At 61.3% G+C, this 18,882-nt stretch carries 12 protein-coding genes; 5 read left to right on the forward strand and 7 right to left on the reverse strand.

Annotation, left to right across the window (positions count from 1 at the left end; translation table 11 throughout):
* Positions 1-5: 5 nt before the first annotated feature.
* The 6 genes from PW792_03875 to smc all read right to left on the reverse strand — a co-directional run bounded on the left by PW792_03875 (position 6) and on the right by smc (position 8,788).
* Positions 6-1,871: a type II and III secretion system protein gene (locus PW792_03875; protein ID MDE1161069.1), complete on the reverse strand. Its 1,866-nt coding sequence runs from the start codon at positions 1,869-1,871 to the stop codon at positions 6-8.
* Between the two features lie 131 nt (positions 1,872-2,002).
* On the reverse strand, positions 2,003-2,302 hold the full coding sequence (locus tag PW792_03880; GenBank protein MDE1161070.1) for a helix-turn-helix domain-containing protein: 300 nt from the start codon (positions 2,300-2,302) through the stop codon (positions 2,003-2,005).
* Positions 2,303-2,305: 3 nt separating this feature from the next.
* Positions 2,306-2,884: a CvpA family protein gene (locus PW792_03885; GenBank protein ID MDE1161071.1), complete on the reverse strand. Its 579-nt coding sequence runs from the start codon at positions 2,882-2,884 to the stop codon at positions 2,306-2,308.
* Positions 2,881-3,765, reverse strand: coding sequence for an alpha/beta hydrolase-fold protein (locus PW792_03890; GenBank protein ID MDE1161072.1), 885 nt, complete (start codon positions 3,763-3,765; stop codon positions 2,881-2,883). Before PW792_03890 ends, PW792_03885 begins: the two co-directional genes overlap by 4 nt.
* Positions 3,766-3,778: 13 nt before the next feature.
* A complete protein-coding gene (locus tag PW792_03895) occupies positions 3,779-4,645 on the reverse strand; it encodes an alpha/beta fold hydrolase (GenBank protein MDE1161073.1) in 867 nt (288 codons plus the stop codon).
* A gap of 111 nt (positions 4,646-4,756) precedes the next feature.
* Entirely contained in the window at positions 4,757-8,788 is a 4,032-nt protein-coding gene (gene smc, locus PW792_03900) for a chromosome segregation protein SMC (protein ID MDE1161074.1), read from the reverse strand.
* A gap of 467 nt (positions 8,789-9,255) precedes the next feature.
* On the opposite strand from smc, the gene PW792_03905 reads away from it, so the two are divergent.
* Positions 9,256-10,560: a hypothetical protein gene (locus tag PW792_03905; GenBank protein ID MDE1161075.1), complete on the forward strand. Its 1,305-nt coding sequence runs from the start codon at positions 9,256-9,258 to the stop codon at positions 10,558-10,560.
* A 69-nt stretch (positions 10,561-10,629) separates the two neighbouring features.
* Here the strand turns inward: PW792_03905 and PW792_03910 are convergent, their stop codons facing one another.
* Entirely contained in the window at positions 10,630-13,227 is a 2,598-nt protein-coding gene (locus PW792_03910) for a PIG-L family deacetylase (protein MDE1161076.1), read from the reverse strand.
* A 78-nt stretch (positions 13,228-13,305) separates the two neighbouring features.
* On the opposite strand from PW792_03910, the gene PW792_03915 reads away from it, so the two are divergent.
* The 4 genes from PW792_03915 (at position 13,306) to PW792_03930 (ending at position 18,830) form a co-directional block, all read left to right on the forward strand.
* Entirely contained in the window at positions 13,306-14,739 is a 1,434-nt protein-coding gene (locus tag PW792_03915) for an APC family permease (GenBank protein MDE1161077.1), read from the forward strand.
* Positions 14,740-14,819: 80 nt separating this feature from the next.
* Positions 14,820-15,773: a protein-methionine-sulfoxide reductase catalytic subunit MsrP gene (gene msrP / locus PW792_03920; GenBank protein ID MDE1161078.1), complete on the forward strand. Its 954-nt coding sequence runs from the start codon at positions 14,820-14,822 to the stop codon at positions 15,771-15,773.
* Between the two features lie 9 nt (positions 15,774-15,782).
* The gene (locus PW792_03925; protein ID MDE1161079.1) at positions 15,783-16,481 is read left to right on the forward strand and encodes a sulfoxide reductase heme-binding subunit YedZ; all 699 of its coding nucleotides are present in this window, start codon (positions 15,783-15,785) and stop codon (positions 16,479-16,481) included.
* 69 nt (positions 16,482-16,550) lie between these two features.
* A complete protein-coding gene (locus PW792_03930; protein ID MDE1161080.1) occupies positions 16,551-18,830 on the forward strand; it encodes a DUF1800 family protein in 2,280 nt (759 codons plus the stop codon).
* Positions 18,831-18,882 lie beyond the last annotated feature (52 nt).

Below are 18,882 nucleotides of genomic sequence, written 5' to 3' on the forward strand. Positions count from 1 at the left end.
CTGCGTTACTGGCTTTCAGCGAGCGGATGCGGAGCGCGAAGTGCCCGGCTGGTGACATGAGCGTTTGCCTGCCGCACAACGTGCGGCGTAATGGTGATCAGCAGCTCTGTCTTGTCGTTTTCGACATCTTTGTTCGTGCCCTGGAAGCCCGGCACATCGTTCAGGCCTGGCAGGCCGGAGAGGGCGCCTATTTCGCTGGAGCTTACCTGGCTGGTAAGCAGCACAGTCTGTCCATCCGGCACGGTCGTGGTGGAGGTGAACTGGCGGTTATTCAGCACCGGAATGCCGTTCAGCGAGGTTGAGCCGAGGGCCTCCAGCTTTAGGTCCATCTTGAGAAAGACCTGTCCGCTGCGCTGGATGCGTGGCGTGGCCTTCAGCGTCAGGCCAAGGTCTTCGTACTGGATCTGCGGCACGCTTGCAGCGGTGGAGGTCGAGCTGTAGCCATACTGCGCCAGCAGGCTTGAAACTGCAGCAGAGGTGGAGGCGGAACCGGAGGTGTACGTTGCGGTGACGATCGGGTAATGCTCACCCGTGCGGAACTCCGCAGGTTGGTTGTTGCCCGCGCGTACCTGCATTGAGTCCAGCAGGTGGGCTTCAGAGTCAGTCAGCAGAGCATTGAGCGTGACGCCGCTGGAGATGGTCACGCCTGCGAGCGGGAGGCCGTTATAGGTGCCGAGTGTCCCGAGAAGGCCTGAGATGAGCGAGCTTTCGGAAGAGGTAAGCAGCCCCGCAGCGTAAAGGAAGTAAAGCTCAACCGGAAGGTCGGTCGCGGCGTTGCCGGTGAGTGTCAGCAGCCCGGCGGAAACGGCCTGCGAAATGGAGCTTTGATTCTCATTCAGGATGTTGGTGGCTGTTGTATAGACGGGGAAAACGCTGGCGCTGGTGGGCGTTGTGACGCCGATGTCTCTCGTTACGGACTTGTCGATTTCGTAGAGATTGATGTCGAGCAGAACATCGGAGTCGCCGTCGAGCATGTCGGCGTATGTGGCGTTGACGAGCCTGAGTGTTGGCTCGTCACCCCGCAGCAGAATAGTTCCGCCAGTCGCACTGGCGGTGACGTTCTTGATGTCGAAGACGTTGCGCGCGACGTTGGCGAACTCCTGCATCTGCTCGTTGCTCATGCCGCGCAGGTAGATCGTCTCTTCGATGAGCGGCATCAGGCGGTCACGGTTCTCCTGCGTGTCTTTGGAGATGATGACCCGGTCGGCCTGAACAGGAGCGGCGAAGCTCTTGGTCATCTGATGAACGAGCGCGGTGGCTGTATCGAAGTCCGCGTCGTCGAGAACGAAGCGCACGTTCTGCGTCTGCGGCGCGCTCTCGTCCATAGCAATCTGAATGCCCCAGGCTCCGTACACGGCGCGCAGTACGCTGGCTGCGTCGCCGCGCTCGTTGAAGCTGTGCTTGCCCGGCGTAGCCTTCAGGTGTGGCGCTCCAGCGAGTGTGGAGGCGATGTTCTCCGCAGGGAAGCGCAGGGGATCGATGGCCGGAGAGTTCGGTTCGCCGCCTGCCGCAAGATGGGCCGCTGCAATGCGGTTGTCCGGGTCGAGTTTGTGGGCCTCGGCAAGCAGAGATTGTGCGCGAGTGTTGTCCTTTTTGTAGCGCGCAAGAGCGGCTTCGTGAATCAGTTCGGTTACGCGGGCCTCGCGGGCGAAGAGCACGGCGCGCGTGTAGTCGGCGTTGTTGGGGTTCAGCGAGACGGCGTGCGCAAAGGACTTTTCTGCCGCGACGTAGTTGTGATGCTCGACGGCACGGGCACCGGAGAGATAGGCGTCGTCGGCTTCGCGGCGATCACGCTCCGAGACCGGTTTGGCCGGAGGCTTAGCCTCGTTGTTCTCTGGCGTCGTTGGCTGTGCGCCGGCGGGAGTGCTCACCGGCGTGTTCATTTCTGTCTTGTGGGTAGTCTGTGCAAAGCCTGTGGAGCAAAGCAGGGCCAGCGAAAGGGAGAACGCGGCTCGACGGCTTTGCAACAAGGGTGACATGCGGTTTAGACGCAGCGCAGGCGCTAACGTCCTCCGTTCACGATCTGAAGATTTGTCCGGAGGGCCGCAGCCGCCGGGCGAACCGAACGGACGGGGCGGCGCATTCCCTTGCGGATCTGTGCGGAGTCCATGTTCAGCTCTGCAAGCGTGCGCGAGAGTGTGTTGCGATGCATGCCGAGTTCTTCAGCGGCTTTGCACTGGTTTCCGCGGTGACGCGAAAGGATCTCGAGGATGTAGCGCTTCTTAAACTCACGCACCGCATCGTTGTAGTTGATGCCGGCGTCGTGCATTTGCAGAATGAGGTTGTCGAGATCGCGTTTCACTCGTCAGAAGTCCTTCGATGCAGAGGATGAGCTACCAGTGTGCGACGGCGAGGGTAATTTGATCCAATCGCCGTTTGTGTGCTTGATTTGCTCGAGCCCGGAGTGCAGCCGGGTGGAAAGCTCGGCGGGCATGGTGAAGGATACCCCATGAGCGGCGCGGAGGAAATACGGTGCGAGCAAAGAATGTTGGATCCAGGGAGCGGTGGGCAGGAATGCGGTGACCGAGAGCAGGAACGCTCCGCCCAGAACTGCACCTCGAATGATGCCAAAGACCGCACCCAGCGCACGATCGAAGAAGCCCAGACCCACAGCCGAGGCCGTCCGCTTCACCAGATGACCCAGCAGCGTGGCAATTGCCATGACGCCGAGCAGGATGAGCAGAAACGCCAGAAACTGGGCCAGCGGCACGGTGTTGATCATGCCCTTCAGCTTCAACGCCAGCGACTGGTAGCCCCAGCAGGCAGCAAAAAAGCCGACAATCAGCCCGGCCAGGGCAAACGCCTCGCGCACGAAGCCGCGAAAGATGGCGCGCACCGTGGAGTACGCCAGCAGGGTGATCAGTAGCCAGTCCAGCGGATTCATCGTGCGGCGCTCGTTGGCTGCGCGGGGTGGAAGCAGGCGTCGAGTGACTGGGCCAGCTCAGGCATCATCAGCGACGTGGCATCCCAGGTGTGTTTGCCCGGCACGGTGGCGACGGTGTGGCGGAAGCCGCGGCGGGTAAGCTCTGCGGCGAAGGCTTTGTCGTCGTCGTTGTCGTCGTCATCGTTGCTCCAGGCCATGAAGAGGAACGGTGCCTGCGAGGGCGATGCCTGGCGGATGAGGGTGAAAGGGTCGTACTTGTGGCGCAGTTTGCTGCCCGGCTTGCCCAGCGCCTCGTTGGTGCGCATGGATTCGCGAAGCTCTGTCCAGATAAAGGGGCGGGTGGAGATGTCGAGCGCGGAGTTCAGTCCGCCCGCAAAGGCGAACGTTCCGGGATGGCGCAGCGCGATGCTGATGGCGCCGTAGCCGCCACGCGACATGCCGACGACCGCACGATGCGCAGGGTCGTTCTCCGCCTCCGGCACAAGCTTGCTCACCGCGGGAATCACTTCGGTCAGGAAGTAGTCTTCGTAGCGGCCGTTGGAGGCCCGCTGGTTCAGATAGAAGCCCGAAGGGTCTTCCGGCATGGCGAGGATGTAACCGTGTGGAACGAGGTCTGCGTCCGTCGCCGACCAGCTGGAAAACGACGTGTAGTTCGACGCATAGCCATGCAGCAGATACACCACCGGCAGCTTTTCGCCGGGAGCGATGTGTTCCGGCATCGCGATGCGGATGGGGAGGTTGCGGCCGAGGATGGTGGAGTGGACGGTGCTGTCGAAGACGCGCACGCCTGCAGCGGGGAGAGCCGTACTCGGTCCCTCAGAGCAACCCGTTGCAAACACAAAGAGAACCGTCAGAAGTGAAACGTATCGAGCGCCCTTCACCGGGAGCCTCTTCCTACGAGCGGAGATGAGCCAGCAACGCCGCTTCCAACAGCGGCATCTGTGCATTCCAAGTATTCCAGTTGTGGGCTCCATTGATCACGTGAAATTCGTGGGGGATACCACGTTGATCAAGCTCATTCGCAAGACGATGGTTTGGCGTTAGCAGAAGGTCCTGGTTCCCACACGCAATGTAGACGTACGGAGCGGTCGCCTGGGCTACGTGTTCGGCCAGAATCTGGGGATCGTTTTGCTGCCTCGTAGGGCTGCCCTGAGGGCCGAAGGCGCGGTAGATCGTCTTCGATTCAAATGGATGATGCCAGCGGAAGGGCCGTTCGGGGAAGTCGATGGCACCACTGATGTCGCCGATGAAGCTGTAGAGGTCTGGGTGCTTGAGGCCGAGCGTTGTGGCTCCGTAACCTCCGCGCGAGATGCCGACGATGGCGGTATGGTCGCGGTCCGTTGCACCCTGCGGGGCGAGCATCGCGACGCGCTGCCGCACGTCTGCCGTGATGTACTGCTCGTACTCGTTGTGCCGTTTTTCTGCTTCGTTGATGTAGTACGCACCGGGCGCATCCGGCATCACCAGCAGAAAGCCTTCGGCTGCAAAGCTGGCGATCTCGCTGTTGTTGGCCCAGTCGCGGTAGTCGACACCCGCGCCGTGCAGCAGGTAGACCACAGGCAGTGGATGATCGGTGGGAGTGGCGGGGAAGACCAGCCGCAGATGCATCCGGCGGCGAAGGGCCGCGCTGTAGAACGTCGAATCGATGAGCGTTACATCACGCGTCAGATGTGGCTTGTTTTCGATCAGCGGGGCATCGCTGCAGCCGGAGCCGCAGAGCGTGAGCAACAAGAGGAAAGCGACGGCAAAGGCTCGAATCATGCGTGCGAAGTTGTTCTCGTGATCGGTACTACGTTATGAGACGAGATCCAAAATGCAAAAGATTCTGAACATTGCGTGCGGCGGACGTTTTGCCCGTCGCACGCCACAGTCCTAAGCCGCCTGTTGCGCGGAGCGTGATTCCTTGCCCTGCGAGCGGCCACCGAGTGAAACGGAGACGATCTTCGAGACACCGGGCTCCTGCATGGTCACGCCGTACATCACGTCGGCCTGCTCCATCGTGCGCTTTGAGTGGGTGATGACGACGAACTGCGTCGTCGAGCTCATATCCGAGATCAAGCGAGCAAAGCGGCCCACGTTGGTTTCGTCCAGCGGAGCATCGACTTCGTCCAGGATGCAGAACGGTGCGGGCTGGAACTGGAAGATGCCGACCAGCAGCGAGAGTGCGGTGAGCGCCTTCTCTCCACCCGAAAGCAGCAGCACGTTCTGCAGCTTCTTGCCCGGCGGCGACGCGATGATGTCGATGCCCGAAAGATCGCTCTTGCCGTTGGCTTCCGGATCCGTCAGCTTCATGAACGCCTGTCCGCCCCCGAAGAGCTTCGTGAACGTGGTGGAGAAGTTGTCGTTGATCACCTTGAAGGCTTCTTCGAACTTCTCGCGCGAGATCTCGTCGATCTCCTTGATCGAGGCCTGCGTGTTCTCGATGGAGTCGATGAGGTCGGTGCGCTGCGTTTCGAGGAACTCGTGGCGCTGCGCGGTCTCGGCGTACTCTTCGAGCGCCATCATGTTCACCGGGCCCATTGCCTCAAGCCTGCCCTTCAGGGTGCGCGCAGACTCTTCCTGATCGGTGAGGGCATCGCCTTCGATGCGTTCGATTGACTCGTCTTCGCGCAGTGCAGAGGCCTCCACGCCGAGGTCGTTGAGGCAGGTGGCCTCGAGGTACTCGATGTCCGAGGTGAGCTTTGCGGTCTTTGCGGTCAGCGTCGAGCGCTGCTCGCGAAGACCTTCGGTATCACCACGCAGAGCGCGCAGCTTGGTGTCGAGTTCGCCGATGCGTGCGCGCAACGTCGACGCTTCGGCAGAAAGCACCTCGGACTCTGCAACCGCTTGCTGGCGCATCTCGGTGAGTTCCGTGTGCTGCGACTCGAAGGCGATGTTCTCTTCTTCGCGGCGGGCCTTCTCGGACTGTGCATTGGCAAGCTGCGAATCAAGCTGTTGAATGCGCTGCTGCTGTGTCTGGAAGAGGCGATTAGTCTGCTCGAAGGTGGCGTTCGCATTGCGACGGCGCTCTTCGATGCCTGCAAGCATGGCGTTGGCTTCGGAAGCTGCAGCCTGCAGGTCTTCGCGGTCGGCACGCATCTGCGAGATGCGTGCGGTCAGCTCTTCCACCTGCTGCTCCAGGCCCGTCTGCTCGCCTGCAAAACGCTCTGCATCGGCCCGCTTGCGACCGATCAGCTCTTCACGCTGCGTGCGCTGGTCCTTGTTACGTCCCTGTGCGAGTTCGTACTGCTGCAGACGTGACTGGATGCGGCTTGCTTCGGACTCCATCTGCCGCAGCGCTGCGCCCTGGTTGGCGGATTCGCGCTCAGCGTCGCGGCGCTCGGCCTGCTTGTTCTCAAGCATCGCGGTCAGCTCTGCGATGTCGCGCGTCAACGTCAGCGTCGCTGTCTCATTGCGGGAGAGCTCTGCTTCCACTGCGTCGAGCTTCGTCTGTACCTCTGCAAGCTCGCGCTTCAACGCCAGCGGACCCTGCGAACGAGGACGCCCACCGGTGACTGTTACGTTGTTGAACGTCTCGCCGTTCGGCCCGAGGAAGAAGCTCTGCGGGTTGGCAAGCGCCAGCGCACGAGCGGTGGCGTTGTCCGGTGCGATAAAGCCTTCGCGCAGACGGGGCAGAATCACTTCCAGCGATTTGCCAAAGCCATCGAGTACGCGGATGGTGTCCTTCAGCGCGACGACACCTTCGCCGTTCGGTGAAGAAGATGCACTCATACCGTCTGCGATAGGGAAGGTGGACTGCGCATCGTTCGGATGCACGAGGAAGGTGGCGCGTCCTTCGACCTCGGATTGCAGCATGGCCATGCCGGCCTCGGCTGCGTCCCAGCTCTTCACGACGATGTAGTTCAACTCGTCGCGCAGGAACTCGTCGACCACCTGCTCGTACTTGCCGTCGACTTCGAGGAAGTCGGCAAGCGTTCCAACGGGAGCAAGGTTGCTGTCGTTGCGCTTCTGGTTTGCGCGGAAGATGTTGCGAACCGTGTCGGTCGAGTACGAGTGCTCGTTGATGAGTGCTTCGAGCGAGGTGTGGCGTCCTGTCAGCGTCGCCATCTCGGCACGCAGCTCGTTCGAACGCTTGCGCGACTGTGTCTCCTCCTCGCGCTTCATGCTGAGCTGCGTACGCACCTCAGCGATCTCGTTCTCGAGACGCTTCAGTCGCTCGGTGACGTCTTCGAACGTCATCTTCGCCTGTCCGCGCTGCTGGCCGATCTGCTCCAGTTCGGCGCGGGCGGAGTTGGCTTCAGCATCCAGACGCTCGTTCTCGCGATCAAGGCCCTGCAGACCTGCTTCAGCCTGTGCGATTTCGTTATTGGCCTGCGAGACGCGTTGCATGGCGCTCACTGCCTGACGACGCTGGTTTTCCGCGGTGGCTTCGGCGGTTAGCACATCGCGCGTTGCAGCCTGAGCCTGCGCGGTCTGCGCCTGCGCCATTTCGCGAGCGCCGCTGGCTTCGTTGTTCGCGCCTTCCAGAAAAGCCTTCTGCTGCTCGAGCTCAGCGGTCAGCGTGGCCAGTTGAGCCTGTGCCTGCTTGCGCTCTTCGCTGCCGGTCTCGGAACGCTCGGTGAGGTCCTGGATGCGGTCGTTGTTGGCGTTCGTGCGCGCTGTGATGCGCTCAAGCTCCACCGCCGAAGAGTTGGCCCGGGAGTTTGCTTCGCGGATCACACCGTCCAGCTCATACCCTCGTGCGACACCGGTGGTGTGCTCTGCGTCCATCTCGTCGAGCCCTGCAGACTGTTCGTCGATCAGGCCAGCGAGGCGTGCGATCTCGGCAGCGGTTGCAGACTGGTCTGCGTCCATCTGCGTCAGTCGAGACGCCAGTGTGGTGCGCAGCTTGCCGCGCAACTCGGTCTGCACCTCGCGATAGCGCTCGGCCTTTGCGGCCTGGCGCTTCAGCGAACCCATCTGCCGGGTAACTTCTTCGAAGATGTCGTTTACGCGCGAGAGGTTCTGCTTGGCCGACTCCAGGCGAAGCTCGGCGAGCCGCTTCTTCGTCTTGAAGCGCGTGATGCCAGCCGCTTCTTCGATGATCGAGCGGCGGTCGTGCGGCTTCGAGCTGAGCAGCTGGCCGATGCGCTCCTGCCCGATGATGGCGTAGCTTTCGCCGCCAAGACCGGTGCCCATGAAGATGTCCTTGATGTCCGACAGACGGCAGATCTTGCCGTTAAGCAGGTACTCGGAGTCGCCGGAGCGGAAGAGTCGACGCGTCACGGTAACTTCACCGGCGCGAACCGGCGTGCGGCCGAACTTGCGGCGGCGAATCTTCAGAATGACGTTGTCCGCGCGTGGGGAAAGCGTGGCCTCGGCAGCTTCGCCCTCGGGCGCTTCTGTGTCTGAAACCTCGGGCTGCTGCGGCTCTGCCTGCTGCGCTTCGTACTCTGCCAGCGAGGCTTCGTACACTTCCATCTGGTCTGGCGTTGCGTTCTCGGGGAGCACCGGCTTGCGCTTCTTGGGAACCTTCGCTTCGTAGGTCTGACCGGGCTGCGCTTCGGTGACGGCCTCTTCGGTCTCCTGCGCGATCTGTGCGCGCAGAGCCGCCTCGTCCCAGTCGCCGTTGGCCTTCAGCGCGACCTCGGCGGGATGCTCGTCGGTGATGATGACTTCAGGTTCGCCCTCCGCAAGCGTCTGGCCGTCGTAGACCTCGGGGTCGACGAGCGTGAGCGACACTTCCGCCATGCCGGTCGGCTTACGGTCGCGTGTGCCGGCAAAGATGACGTCTTCCATCTTGATGCCGCGCAGGCTCTTGGCGCTCTGTTCACCGAGAACCCAGGTGATGGCGTCAGAGATATTCGATTTTCCGCAGCCGTTCGGGCCTACGATGGCGGCAATGCCTTCGCCAGTCAACTGCACTTCCGTACGGTCACAGAAGGATTTGAAGCCAAGAATCTGAACTTTTTTGAGCTTCAGCACGCGGTCGAACCTCACAGGACGGAAGAAACCCGTCGGGAATGTATAGGGAAATGCTAAGAGGCGGAACCAAGCGCGGCAACCCGTTTTGCGCGAGATGTTGTGGATAAGGCGTACCAATGCCCAGATATTGTGCTGTCGACGCGGAAAAATGCTGGATGTCGCGGACGGTAGATTTGCAAGTTGCACCGTCTTTGTGGCAGTGGGAACGAAGAGAAAACGAAATTGCCCTGTCCGGTGTCTAAGGAAATAGCGGTTGTGAAGGGCTCGCGAGACGCCTGCAGGGCGCTGGAAACGCTTCCGGCGGAGAAGGAAAACCGGGGATAAGTTGCGTCGGAGCAACACGGTTTCTATAATCCGCATCATCCAGCGTAGGTTCTGGTGTGGCAGAAAACCACGCTTTGCTCTCCCGGCGCGAAGTTCGCGCTTGATCGAAAACCGACATACTAAAAGTTCGAGGAGTTCGCTTTATGAAGAAGGTCGTCCTAGCGTCGCTGCTGACCCTGACCGGTGCAGTTCCGGCGTTTTCCCTTGCTGTCGCGCAGAGTCCCCAACCCGCTGCGCAGGCTAGTGGCCAGGTGCAGATGTCGGAAGCGGAGTACGCGGCATACAACAATGCCAACACGCAGACCACTCCCGCAGCCAAGGCCCAGGCGTTTGAGGCGTACCTGAAGCAGTATCCGAACTCGGCCGTAAAGGGCCAGGTGCTGAACCAGATGCTTTTTGCCTACAACCAGGCTGGTGATCAGGCCAACACGCTCGCAACGGCTGACCGTGTAGTTGCGGCTGAGCCGAACAACCTGCGCGCTCTCACGCTCGAGGTGTACTACCGCCGTGCGGATGCTGAGAAGCTGACGGATCCGGCTGCGAAGTCTGCTGGTCTCGACACGGCTGCCAAGTACGCCAACCAGGGTCTGAGCGCCACCAAGCCGGCTGACGTTGCGGAAGCCGACTTTACGGCTCTGCAGAAGGCCACCAAGCCGACCTTCGAGTCTGCTCTGGCTGCTGCTGCGCTCGCGAAGAAGGACAACCCCACGGCGATCGCTGCGCTGAAGGCCGAGCTTGCGGCTGATCCTGACGACACCATGAAGGCCAGCCCTGTGCTGCAGGACGTCTTCACGCTTGCCCAGGCCTACTACACCTCGACCCCGCCGGATTACCTGAACTGCGCCTGGTACGCAACGCGCGCGCTGTCGTTTGCGCCCGATGCTTACAAGCCGCAGATCCAGCCGCTGGCGACCTACTGCTACACGAAGTACCACGGCTCGAAGGACGGTTACGACGCTCTGCAGGCGATGACGAAGACCAATATCGACCCGCCTGCCGATCTCGGCACGACGGTCAAGCCTGCTCCCAAGCCTGCTGACATCGTTGCGAACCTGATTGCAACGACGCCTGATCTGGCAACGCTGGCGCTTTCTGACAAGGAGTTCGTCCTTCAGTACGGCAAGCCGGAAGATGCGGACAAGGTCTTCGCTACGGTGAAGGGTAAGAGCGTTGAGATCCCCGGTGCTACGGTTGTTTCGGCAACCGACAGCCAGGTGGTGGTTTCGGCCTCGGACTCGGCTGTGCAGGAGAAGCGTGCGGACATGACCTTCAACATGAAGGAACCGCTCAAGACGCTTCCTGTGGCTGGCGACAAGGTCAACCTGCAGGGAACGTATGACTCCTACACGCAGACCCCGCTGATGATCACCATGACCACGGCCAGCATTGTTACGCCGAAGACGACCCCGGCGAAGACGACGGTTCATCACACCACCCGCAAGAAGTAAGCACCACGGCAACACAGCAGAAACGGCCTCCCCAGCGGGAGGCCGTTTCTGCTGCTGCAGTTGCTTTTCTTACTGGCTGAGCAGGTTCGCAAAGAGACGGAACGCGCCGGGAACCGCTTCGGGGAACTGACGGTAGAGAGCGAAAGCCACGTAGGTGTAGTGGCCTTTGCCAACCTTCGCCGTCAGCAGGCCACCAAGCTGCGGCTTTTGCGGCAGGATGTGTTCTGCAGGTGCTCCTGGGTCGTGTGTCTCGGTCAGCGCTGTGTACTGTGGGTCCCACGTCGCCATGAAGCCGTGACCGCGTTCTTCGATCCAGCCGTTGAAGTCAGCAGATGTGATGTGATTCGGCGTGGTGAGTAACGGATCCTGTGCACTCAGCAGTTTTACCGCAGCAGTCTCGTCCACAACCTTCTCATTCGCTCCGAGCGAGAGAGGGAAGGGAGCGTCTGCGGCGGTGTACTCCATCGTCTGATACTGCACAACAACGTTGCCGCCATCGCGTGCGAAGTCGAGCAACGCCTGTGTCGGCGCGCCATGCAGATCAGGATGTGCGGCGTATGTGCGGACGCCGAGGATGACCGTGTCGAAGTCCGCGAGTCCTGCCTGAGTCAGGTCGGAGACTTCCAGCTTCGTGACAGGCAGTCCGATGGCCGCGAGGGCGTCAGGAACGGAGTCTCCGGTGCCGGGGAGGTAAGCGATGCGACGTTTTTTCGGAAGCTGCAGATTGGCTGGGGGGGCGAACCTCGCCGGGCGTTCGATGAAGTTCGTGCGCGGCAGATCGTCATAGCCAACAGATCGGATGCGCTTCCGCTCGGCTGGATCATTCGGCACGAATTGAATCGGTTGCAGGGTGCCTTCGGCGTTGACTGCGAATGGCAGCTCAATCCGCCCCCCTGTGTGGCTCATGAATGACTCGTTGACGATGAGCGGTGCGGGGGCGAGCGGCGCATTGCGTAGCGCGGTATCGGTAACGTCGTAGTAAGGCTGTTCGACATTTGCCCGATGGAAGTAAGGGAGCGTTGTCGGGAACCGCCCGGCCTCTGCTGCGGAAACCTCAAAGACATCCGTGCCGTCTGTTGCCATGTGCGTTTGATGGGTGGATGCAACCCAGGTATTTGATAGCTTGCCGCCGTGCGGGGAATCGGATGGGCTCTTCACCTTGAGATGGATGGTGAAGGGAGAGCCGGTCTCGAGATCATTCGACGGGGTGGAGATGGTGGCTTCGGCTTGAATATTCAGTGCAAACATTCGAGCTTCTTCAAGCTGGCTATGCTTTACGAGAAGCTCATGGGAGAGGCTTGCAAACTCCTCCTGGGAGATGTTGCCGAAGCCTTCCGCGTCGTCAAGATGCGGAGCAAAATCGATCCCTCTGGTGTGTGGGTCGGTGAGGGTGTGGAGTGCAGTGTCTATGTGATCTACGCTGCTTTGCAGCAGCTTGCTGACGCCTTCCAGATCGCCTGCCTGCTCCTTTGTGTTTGCCTGTGCGAGAAGGTCGGCGACCCTCTGCAGGATCTTGCGTAGGGATGCCGGAGCGTTCGGCGCGAGATCGGCGATGCCTGCGATGCTGGTGTCGATGCCGTGGAAGAAGTCGGCTTGTCCGTTGTCGTTCGCCGCGTACGCAGGCTGAATGCAGCTTGCGAGAGATTCGGCGGAACCGCAGATTCGCGAGCCGTACAGGTGATAGGCCACGTCGAAAGCTCCAGCCGGAGCGGAGCGCATCCCCGGCCCCATCTGGGACTTCTGCTCGCTGAGGCCGCGACGAGCAAACTGAATGTAGCTGACCGGAGCCTCACCCTCAGCAGAGAGCAACGGATCGGTATTGCCTTCGTGGACGATCACATCGGTGCTTGGCGAGGTGGGTGAGTCCTTGCCGGAGACGTAGTTGTGAAACTCCGCAGGCACATACTGGTTCGTCGCGTAGTCGTAGAGACCCTTTTCGCTGATGGCGCTATGCGGCACGCGCGCGTAAACGCGCAGCGGCTTCCACGGGTAGATGCCTTCCTGCTCCATCTCCGGGAAGACCTTCGGATCACCCGCAGCGAGGAACGCCTCCTGCGTAATCTCTCCCGAGACCTGGTGCTGTCCGTGGCCGTCCGTGACGCCGCCAATCCATGTACTGGTGAGTACGAGCGGGCGGAAGATGCGGATGGCACGCACGGCATCGTAGAGCACGCGCTCGTGGGTCCACTTGCCGAAGGTCTCGGCCTTGGTCTTGGAGAAACCGAAGTCCACCTCGGTGCCGAACATCTGCGAGACGCCGGTGTAGCGGTCGTTCGCGAGCAGCTCCTGCGTACGCAGCAGGCCGAGTGCGTCCTCGAAGTCGCCGGTCATGGCGTTCTGTCCGCCTTCGCCACGCGTCAGCGAAAGATCTGCCACCTGCGCTCCCATGCCGCGAGCGTAGAAGGTCAACATGCCGCCATCTTCGTCGTCGGGGTGCGCGACGATGTTCAGCACGGAGGCTCGCGTGCTGATGCGACGCAGCATCTGCTCCAACCCGCGCCGTCCCTGATCGACCGGCAACTCACGGCCATCGCGTGGCTCCACGCGTTCGCGGGCCAGGTTGGCAGGGTCTGTAAAGTGGGCTGGGGCCTGGGCTTTCGCGAGGACAGGCGAAGCGGTCGCGGCAAAAAGGGTCGCAAAGGCGAGCGGAGCAAAACGGCGGCGCATGGTGGTTAGATTCGCACAACTTGCCCAGGGCGCAGAGTGTTTCTGCGCGCATTTGCATAGACTGGGCAGAGCGTGACGATGCAAACCCAGAACGGCAGGCTGGAGCGGACGCTCACCGCGCGAGGCGCGTTGGAGCTCAACCTGCTTGACATGATCGGCGTCGGCCCGTTCCTGACGCTGCCTCTGCTACTTGCCGCGATGGGCGGGCCGCAGGCGATGCTCGGCTGGTTGCTGGGCGCGTTGCTCGCTGTTTGCGACGGTCTGGTGTGGGCCGAGCTTGGCGCAGCGATGCCGCAGGCTGGCGGGACGTACGCATACCTGGTGGAGATGTTTCCCGGCCGCTGGGGCCGCTGGCTCAGCTTCCTCTTCGTCTTTCAACTCTGCTTCAGCGCACCGCTGAGCGTCGCCAGCGGATGTATCGGGCTCGCGCAGTATGCGAGCTTTCTGTGGCCGTCGTTGGCCAGCGAACCGGCGATGCATGTAACGCACCTCGGCGCCTATAGCTTTGGCATGGGAGCCAGCCGCACCACGTTGCTCGCGATGGTCGTCGTCGTTGTCGCCGTGCTGCTGCAGATGCGCAGCGTAGGCAAGCTGCGTGTGCTCTCGTTCAGCCTGTTGACGATTGTGCTCGCCACCATCGCCTTCTCCTGCGCGACCGGCGCGTTGCGCGGACACTGGTCGCAGGTGGTGGCGTTCCCGCCCGGTGCCTGGCACCTCGACGGAGCGTTCTTTGCCGGGCTTGGCTCTGCGATGCTCGTCGCCACATACGACTACTGGGGCTATTACAACGTCACGTTTCTCGGCGCGGAGGTGCGCGACCCTGAGCGCACAATTCCGCGCGTGGTCGTTGGTTCCATCTTCATTGTGGCGGTGCTGTACGTCGCGCTGAACGCCAGCGTTCTCAGCGTGATGGGAGCGCCTGAGATGCTCGGCGCACAGAGTCTCGGCGCACGCCGTGCCCTGCTCTCGGTCTTCATGATGAAGGCGTGGCTCCCCGTGCTCGGCGCAGTGCGTGCGATGGCGTTGGCAAAGCTGGCGGCGATGCTTGTGATGGTGACGGCGTTTGCAAGTGTCTTTTCACTACTGCTCGGCTACTCACGCATCCCGTACGCGGCGGCGAAGGACGGCAACTTTCTGCGGCTGTTCGCGAAGCTTGATCGCCGCGGCGAGTTCCCGCTGGTCTCGCTCGTAGCGCTCGCCGTAGTCGCCTGCGTATGCTGCTTCTTTTCGCTTGGTGACGTCATCGCCGCGCTGGTGGTGCTGCGCATCCTGCTGCAGTTCTCCATGCAGCACGTCGGCGTAATGCTGTGGCGCAAGCGCTGCCCGCAGGCGCGCCGACCGTTCCGTATGTGGCTGTATCCGCTGCCTCCACTGCTTGCGTTGTGCGGTTTTGCGTACATTGTGGCCAGCCGTACGAAGGCTGCCAGCCAGATCTGGCTGACGCTTGTCATCGCGGTCGTCGGCTCGGTGATTTTTTTCATGCGCCGAAGCTCGCCGAAAGAGAATCTATAACTCTCTCTGGTGCGTCGATATGATGAGGGTGCTGCTCGACGGGATATCACCCGAACGAACGTCCTCAGGAGGACAGGCCGATGCTGATCAGAACAACCCAGGAAATTCCTTCCAGCGAAATTACTCCGAGGGACACGGTGCGGGCGTTTCAGCGCAGCCGCCGCGAAGTGCTGATGGGCATGGGCGCTGTGGCAGGAGCCGCGCTGCTTCCTGCTAAGGCCTTCGCACTCAACAAGCTCGCCGTCACGCCGAACGGCAAGTACGTCGTAAACGAGCAGATGACACCGCAGGGCAAGGCCCAGAGCTACAACAACTTTTACGAGTTCGGCACGGACAAGAGCGATCCCTCGGAGAACGCTGGCTCGCTGCACACGCGGCCGTGGACGATCAAGATCGAAGGGCTGATTCAGAAGCCGCTCACCTTCGATATCGACACCGTGCTGCGCTATCGCCCGCTCGAGCAGCGCGTCTACCGCTTCCGCTGCGTCGAGGCGTGGTCGATGGTGATCCCGTGGGACGGCTATCCGCTCGCTGAACTCATCAAGGCCGCTAACCCTTTGCCCAGCGCGAAGTTCGTGCAGTTTGTCTCTCTCGCAGACTCTAAGCAGGAGAAGCTGCCCAGCGGCTTTGACTGGCCCTACGTCGAAGGCCTGCGTATGGACGAAGCGATGAATCCGCTGACGCTGCTGACCTTCGGCAGCTACGGAGAAACGCTCGCGAACCAGCAGGGCGCACCGATCCGCGTGATCGTGCCGTGGAAGTACGGCTTCAAGAGCGCGAAGTCGATCGTGAAGATTCGCTTTACGGACAAGCAGCCGGATACGACGTGGAACCAGATGGCTCCCAGCGAGTACGGCTTCTACTCCAACGTGAACCCGTACGTTGACCACCCGCGCTGGTCGCAGGCGCATGAACGCCGCCTTGACTCCACCAACAGCCTCTTCCCGAAGACGATCCCGACGCTGCCCTTCAACGGCTATGGCAATGAAGTCGCCGGGCTGTATGCTGGGATGGATCTCAAGAAATTTTTCTAGAGGAGTCGGATGCCGTCCAAAGCGATCCCCTGGCTGAAGGCCGTCGTGCATGTACTTTGTCTGCTGCCGTTCTTGAAGCTGCTGCAGATGTATCACTCGGGCGCGCTCGTCGAGCTCACCGACCCTGTGCAGTACATGACGCACTTCACCGGCAACTGGGCGCTCTGGATTCTGCTGGCCGATCTTGCCATCACACCGCTGCGCCGCCTGTCACCGAAGCTCGGCTGGCTGATCCGCTTCCGTCGCATGGTGGGGCTCTACGCGTTCTTCTACGCGACGTTGCATCTGCTCATCTACGTCTTCCTTTTCTCGGGCTATGACGTTCCGACAGCGTTGGAAGGTCTGAAAGCGCACCACTACGGCGAGCCTTTCCACCAGCTTTCGCTGGTCTGGCCGACGATTTGGGACGATCTGCTGAAGCGCAAGTTCATCCAGGTCGGCCTGCTCACCTGGACGATTCTCCTGGCCCTGACCATCACCAGCCCGCAACGCGTCCTGCGAGCGATGGGCGGCAAGAACTGGCAGCGGTTGCACCGTCTGGTGTATCTCGCTGGCTTCCTCGCGCTCATGCACTTCTGGTGGTCGGTGAAGGCTGGCGTCAAGGCGCCGATGGCCGACACCATCGTGTTTTTTGCGCTCATGCTCGCTCGTATTGCCTGGACGCTGATCAAAAAGTACAAAAAACGCCCTGTGTTGAAGCCCGCCTAAGCAACTTGCATTTGCCAGCGGGGTTCTCACAGGTTGAGAATTCCTCCGTAGCGATCGAGGTGTTTTGCGATGAAGCTGATTCCGCTGGCGTTAGTTCTTTCGAGCATGGTGGCATCGGGTGCGATCGCGCACTCGCAAATGATGACCGACGCGGCGACGCAGCAGGACGCGCCGTCGATGCAGAATGAGGCGCCACCTCCGACGCCGGCGCAGATGCATGCAGCCCAGACTTTCGCGGGCAAGAGCAAGGCCGCGTTCCCTCCGAAGCCTGCAGCCCACGCTGAGTTGGCTTCGTTGAGCCAGCGTGAACGCGCCGTACAACTGCTCAATCGCTTCGCCTACGGTCCGCGCCCCGGCGACGTCGACCGCGTCCTTGCCATGGGTACGGACAAGTGGCTGGAGCAGCAGCTTAATCCCGATAGCTACAAGGACGCCGCTCTCACGAAACGTCTGGCTGATTTCCCCACGTTGAACATGTCTCCAAGCAGCGCGATGGCGGTTTATCCGTTCGTGTCGCAGGTGAACATGACTTCGGACGGCAAGATTCCTTTTCCGGCTGATCCGCTGACGAACGCCGTGATGGAGGTGCAGGTGGCGAAGTATCAGGCTTCGCGAACGCACCGTGCGCCCGATGGCACGGTGGTACCCAAGCCCATCCTGAGTGACGACGAGATTGCCGCAAAGAAGAAGCAGGAGAAGGAAGCCGCAACGCGGCTTGCGGCTGGTCTGCTGGTGTTGCCGAAGAATGAGCGGATGGCGGCGATCGTGAAGATGCCGGTCGACGATCGCATCGCGCTCACCCGCAACGGCAGCCTGAGCGGTGAGCAGCGTCGGATGCTCTTTGCCGACTTCAACCCGCGCGAACGCGAGACCTTCATCGCCATGAGCGGAGAGACGAACTCGGCCTACTTCCTTCGCGACGAGCTTTCGCAGGCACGGATGCTGCGCGACATCCTGAGCGAGCGGCAACTCGAGCAGGTGATGACGAACTTCTGGTTCAACCACTTCAACGTCTACATGCCGAAGGACGGCGACCAGTGGTACACCGCCAGCTATGAGCGCGATGTGATTCGCAAGAACGCGCTGGGCAAGTTCAGCGACCTGCTGCTGGCCACAGCGGAGTCTCCGGCGATGATGGTTTATCTCGACAACTATCAGTCGATCGGTCCTGATTCACTGGCGAACGGCGTCGATCCGAAGAACCCGAACAGCAAGCGCGGTAACAAGGGATTGAACGAAAACTACGGCCGTGAGGTGATGGAACTTCACACGCTGAGCGTCAACGGCGGCTACTCGCAGGCAGACGTTACAACGCTCTCGGCGATCCTCACCGGCTGGGGTGTGGACCGCGCCAACCAGGGCGGCGGCTTCGCGTTTGACCCAAGGCGGCATGAACCCGGGCCGAAGTACTGGCTCGGTTACCGCATCGATGACGACGGCATGGCCACGAAGTTGAAGCCAGGCGATCCGATTCCGAAGCAGGCCTTTGGGCCGAGCGATGACGTTGCCACCGCCGCCAGCATGAAGCAGGGAATTACTGCGCTGAAGATACTGGCGGCAAGCCCGAAGACCGCGCACTTTGTCTCTTACCTCATGGCGCAGTACTTCCTTGCGGACACACCTCCAGACGCGCTTGTGGCGCGGCTTGAGAAGACCTACATGGACTCCGATGGCGACATCAAAGCGATGTTACGTACGCTCGCGCACTCGCCCGAGTTCAACGCCAGGCAGTACTTCCACAACAAGGTGAAGACGCCGGAAGAGTTCGTCGCCTCTGCGTTTCGTGCAACGGCGACGACGCCCGACAATCCATCGCAGCTCGTGAACTCGATCAAAGAGTTGGGCGAGCCGCTCTACGCCAAGCTGGAGCCGACGGGCTACTACCTGACGGCAGATGTCTGGATGAACTCCAACGCGTTGAAGGACCGTTTGAACTTTAGCTACAACCTCACGACCGGCCGTTACGGCGGACAGAAGTTCGATGCGCCGAAGCTGCTGGCGATCGGTCTGATGACGCCTTCAGGAGCCGGGCAGATCGCCGCTCCGCAGCCGATGCCAGCCTCCTCGCCAGTATCGGCTACGCACGCTGCGCCTGCAAAGCGTGTGGCATGGGCCGGGGAAGAACAGCAGGCCGCACCCATGCAAAAGCCCGCTCCTGCAACGTTGAGTACGGGATCTCAGGTAACGATGCGCGTGCTTGAAGCCACGATGATGGGGACGCCTGTCTCGTCGCAGACCAACCAGTTGATTCAGGCCGAGATGGTTCGCCAGGGCGAAGGCGATCCCGTGCAGGCGCTCAACGTATTGTCTGCGTTGGTCATGGGCTCACCGGAGTTCCAGTTGCGTTAGAGAAAAGCTTGCGTGAAGAAGGCCTGACGGCGATATGATCTGCAGAATATCG

The organism is Acidobacteriaceae bacterium (assembly GCA_028283655.1).
GTDB lineage: Bacteria > Acidobacteriota > Terriglobia > Terriglobales > Acidobacteriaceae > Granulicella.

Excerpts from the sequence above, each read along its gene's own strand:
- PW792_03885 (MDE1161071.1), bottom strand. The coding sequence starts at position 2,884 with ATGAATCCGCTGGACTGGCTACTGATCACCCTGCTGGCGTACTCCACG.
- PW792_03915 (MDE1161077.1), top strand. The coding sequence starts at position 13,306 with ATGCAAACCCAGAACGGCAGGCTGGAGCGGACGCTCACCGCGCGAGGC.
- PW792_03895 (MDE1161073.1), bottom strand. The coding sequence starts at position 4,645 with ATGATTCGAGCCTTTGCCGTCGCTTTCCTCTTGTTGCTCACGCTCTGC.
- PW792_03905 (MDE1161075.1), top strand. The coding sequence starts at position 9,256 with ATGAAGAAGGTCGTCCTAGCGTCGCTGCTGACCCTGACCGGTGCAGTT.
- PW792_03925 (MDE1161079.1), top strand. The coding sequence starts at position 15,783 with ATGCCGTCCAAAGCGATCCCCTGGCTGAAGGCCGTCGTGCATGTACTT.
- PW792_03930 (MDE1161080.1), top strand. The coding sequence starts at position 16,551 with ATGAAGCTGATTCCGCTGGCGTTAGTTCTTTCGAGCATGGTGGCATCG.
- PW792_03910 (MDE1161076.1), bottom strand. The coding sequence starts at position 13,227 with ATGCGCCGCCGTTTTGCTCCGCTCGCCTTTGCGACCCTTTTTGCCGCG.
- msrP (MDE1161078.1), top strand. The coding sequence starts at position 14,820 with ATGCTGATCAGAACAACCCAGGAAATTCCTTCCAGCGAAATTACTCCG.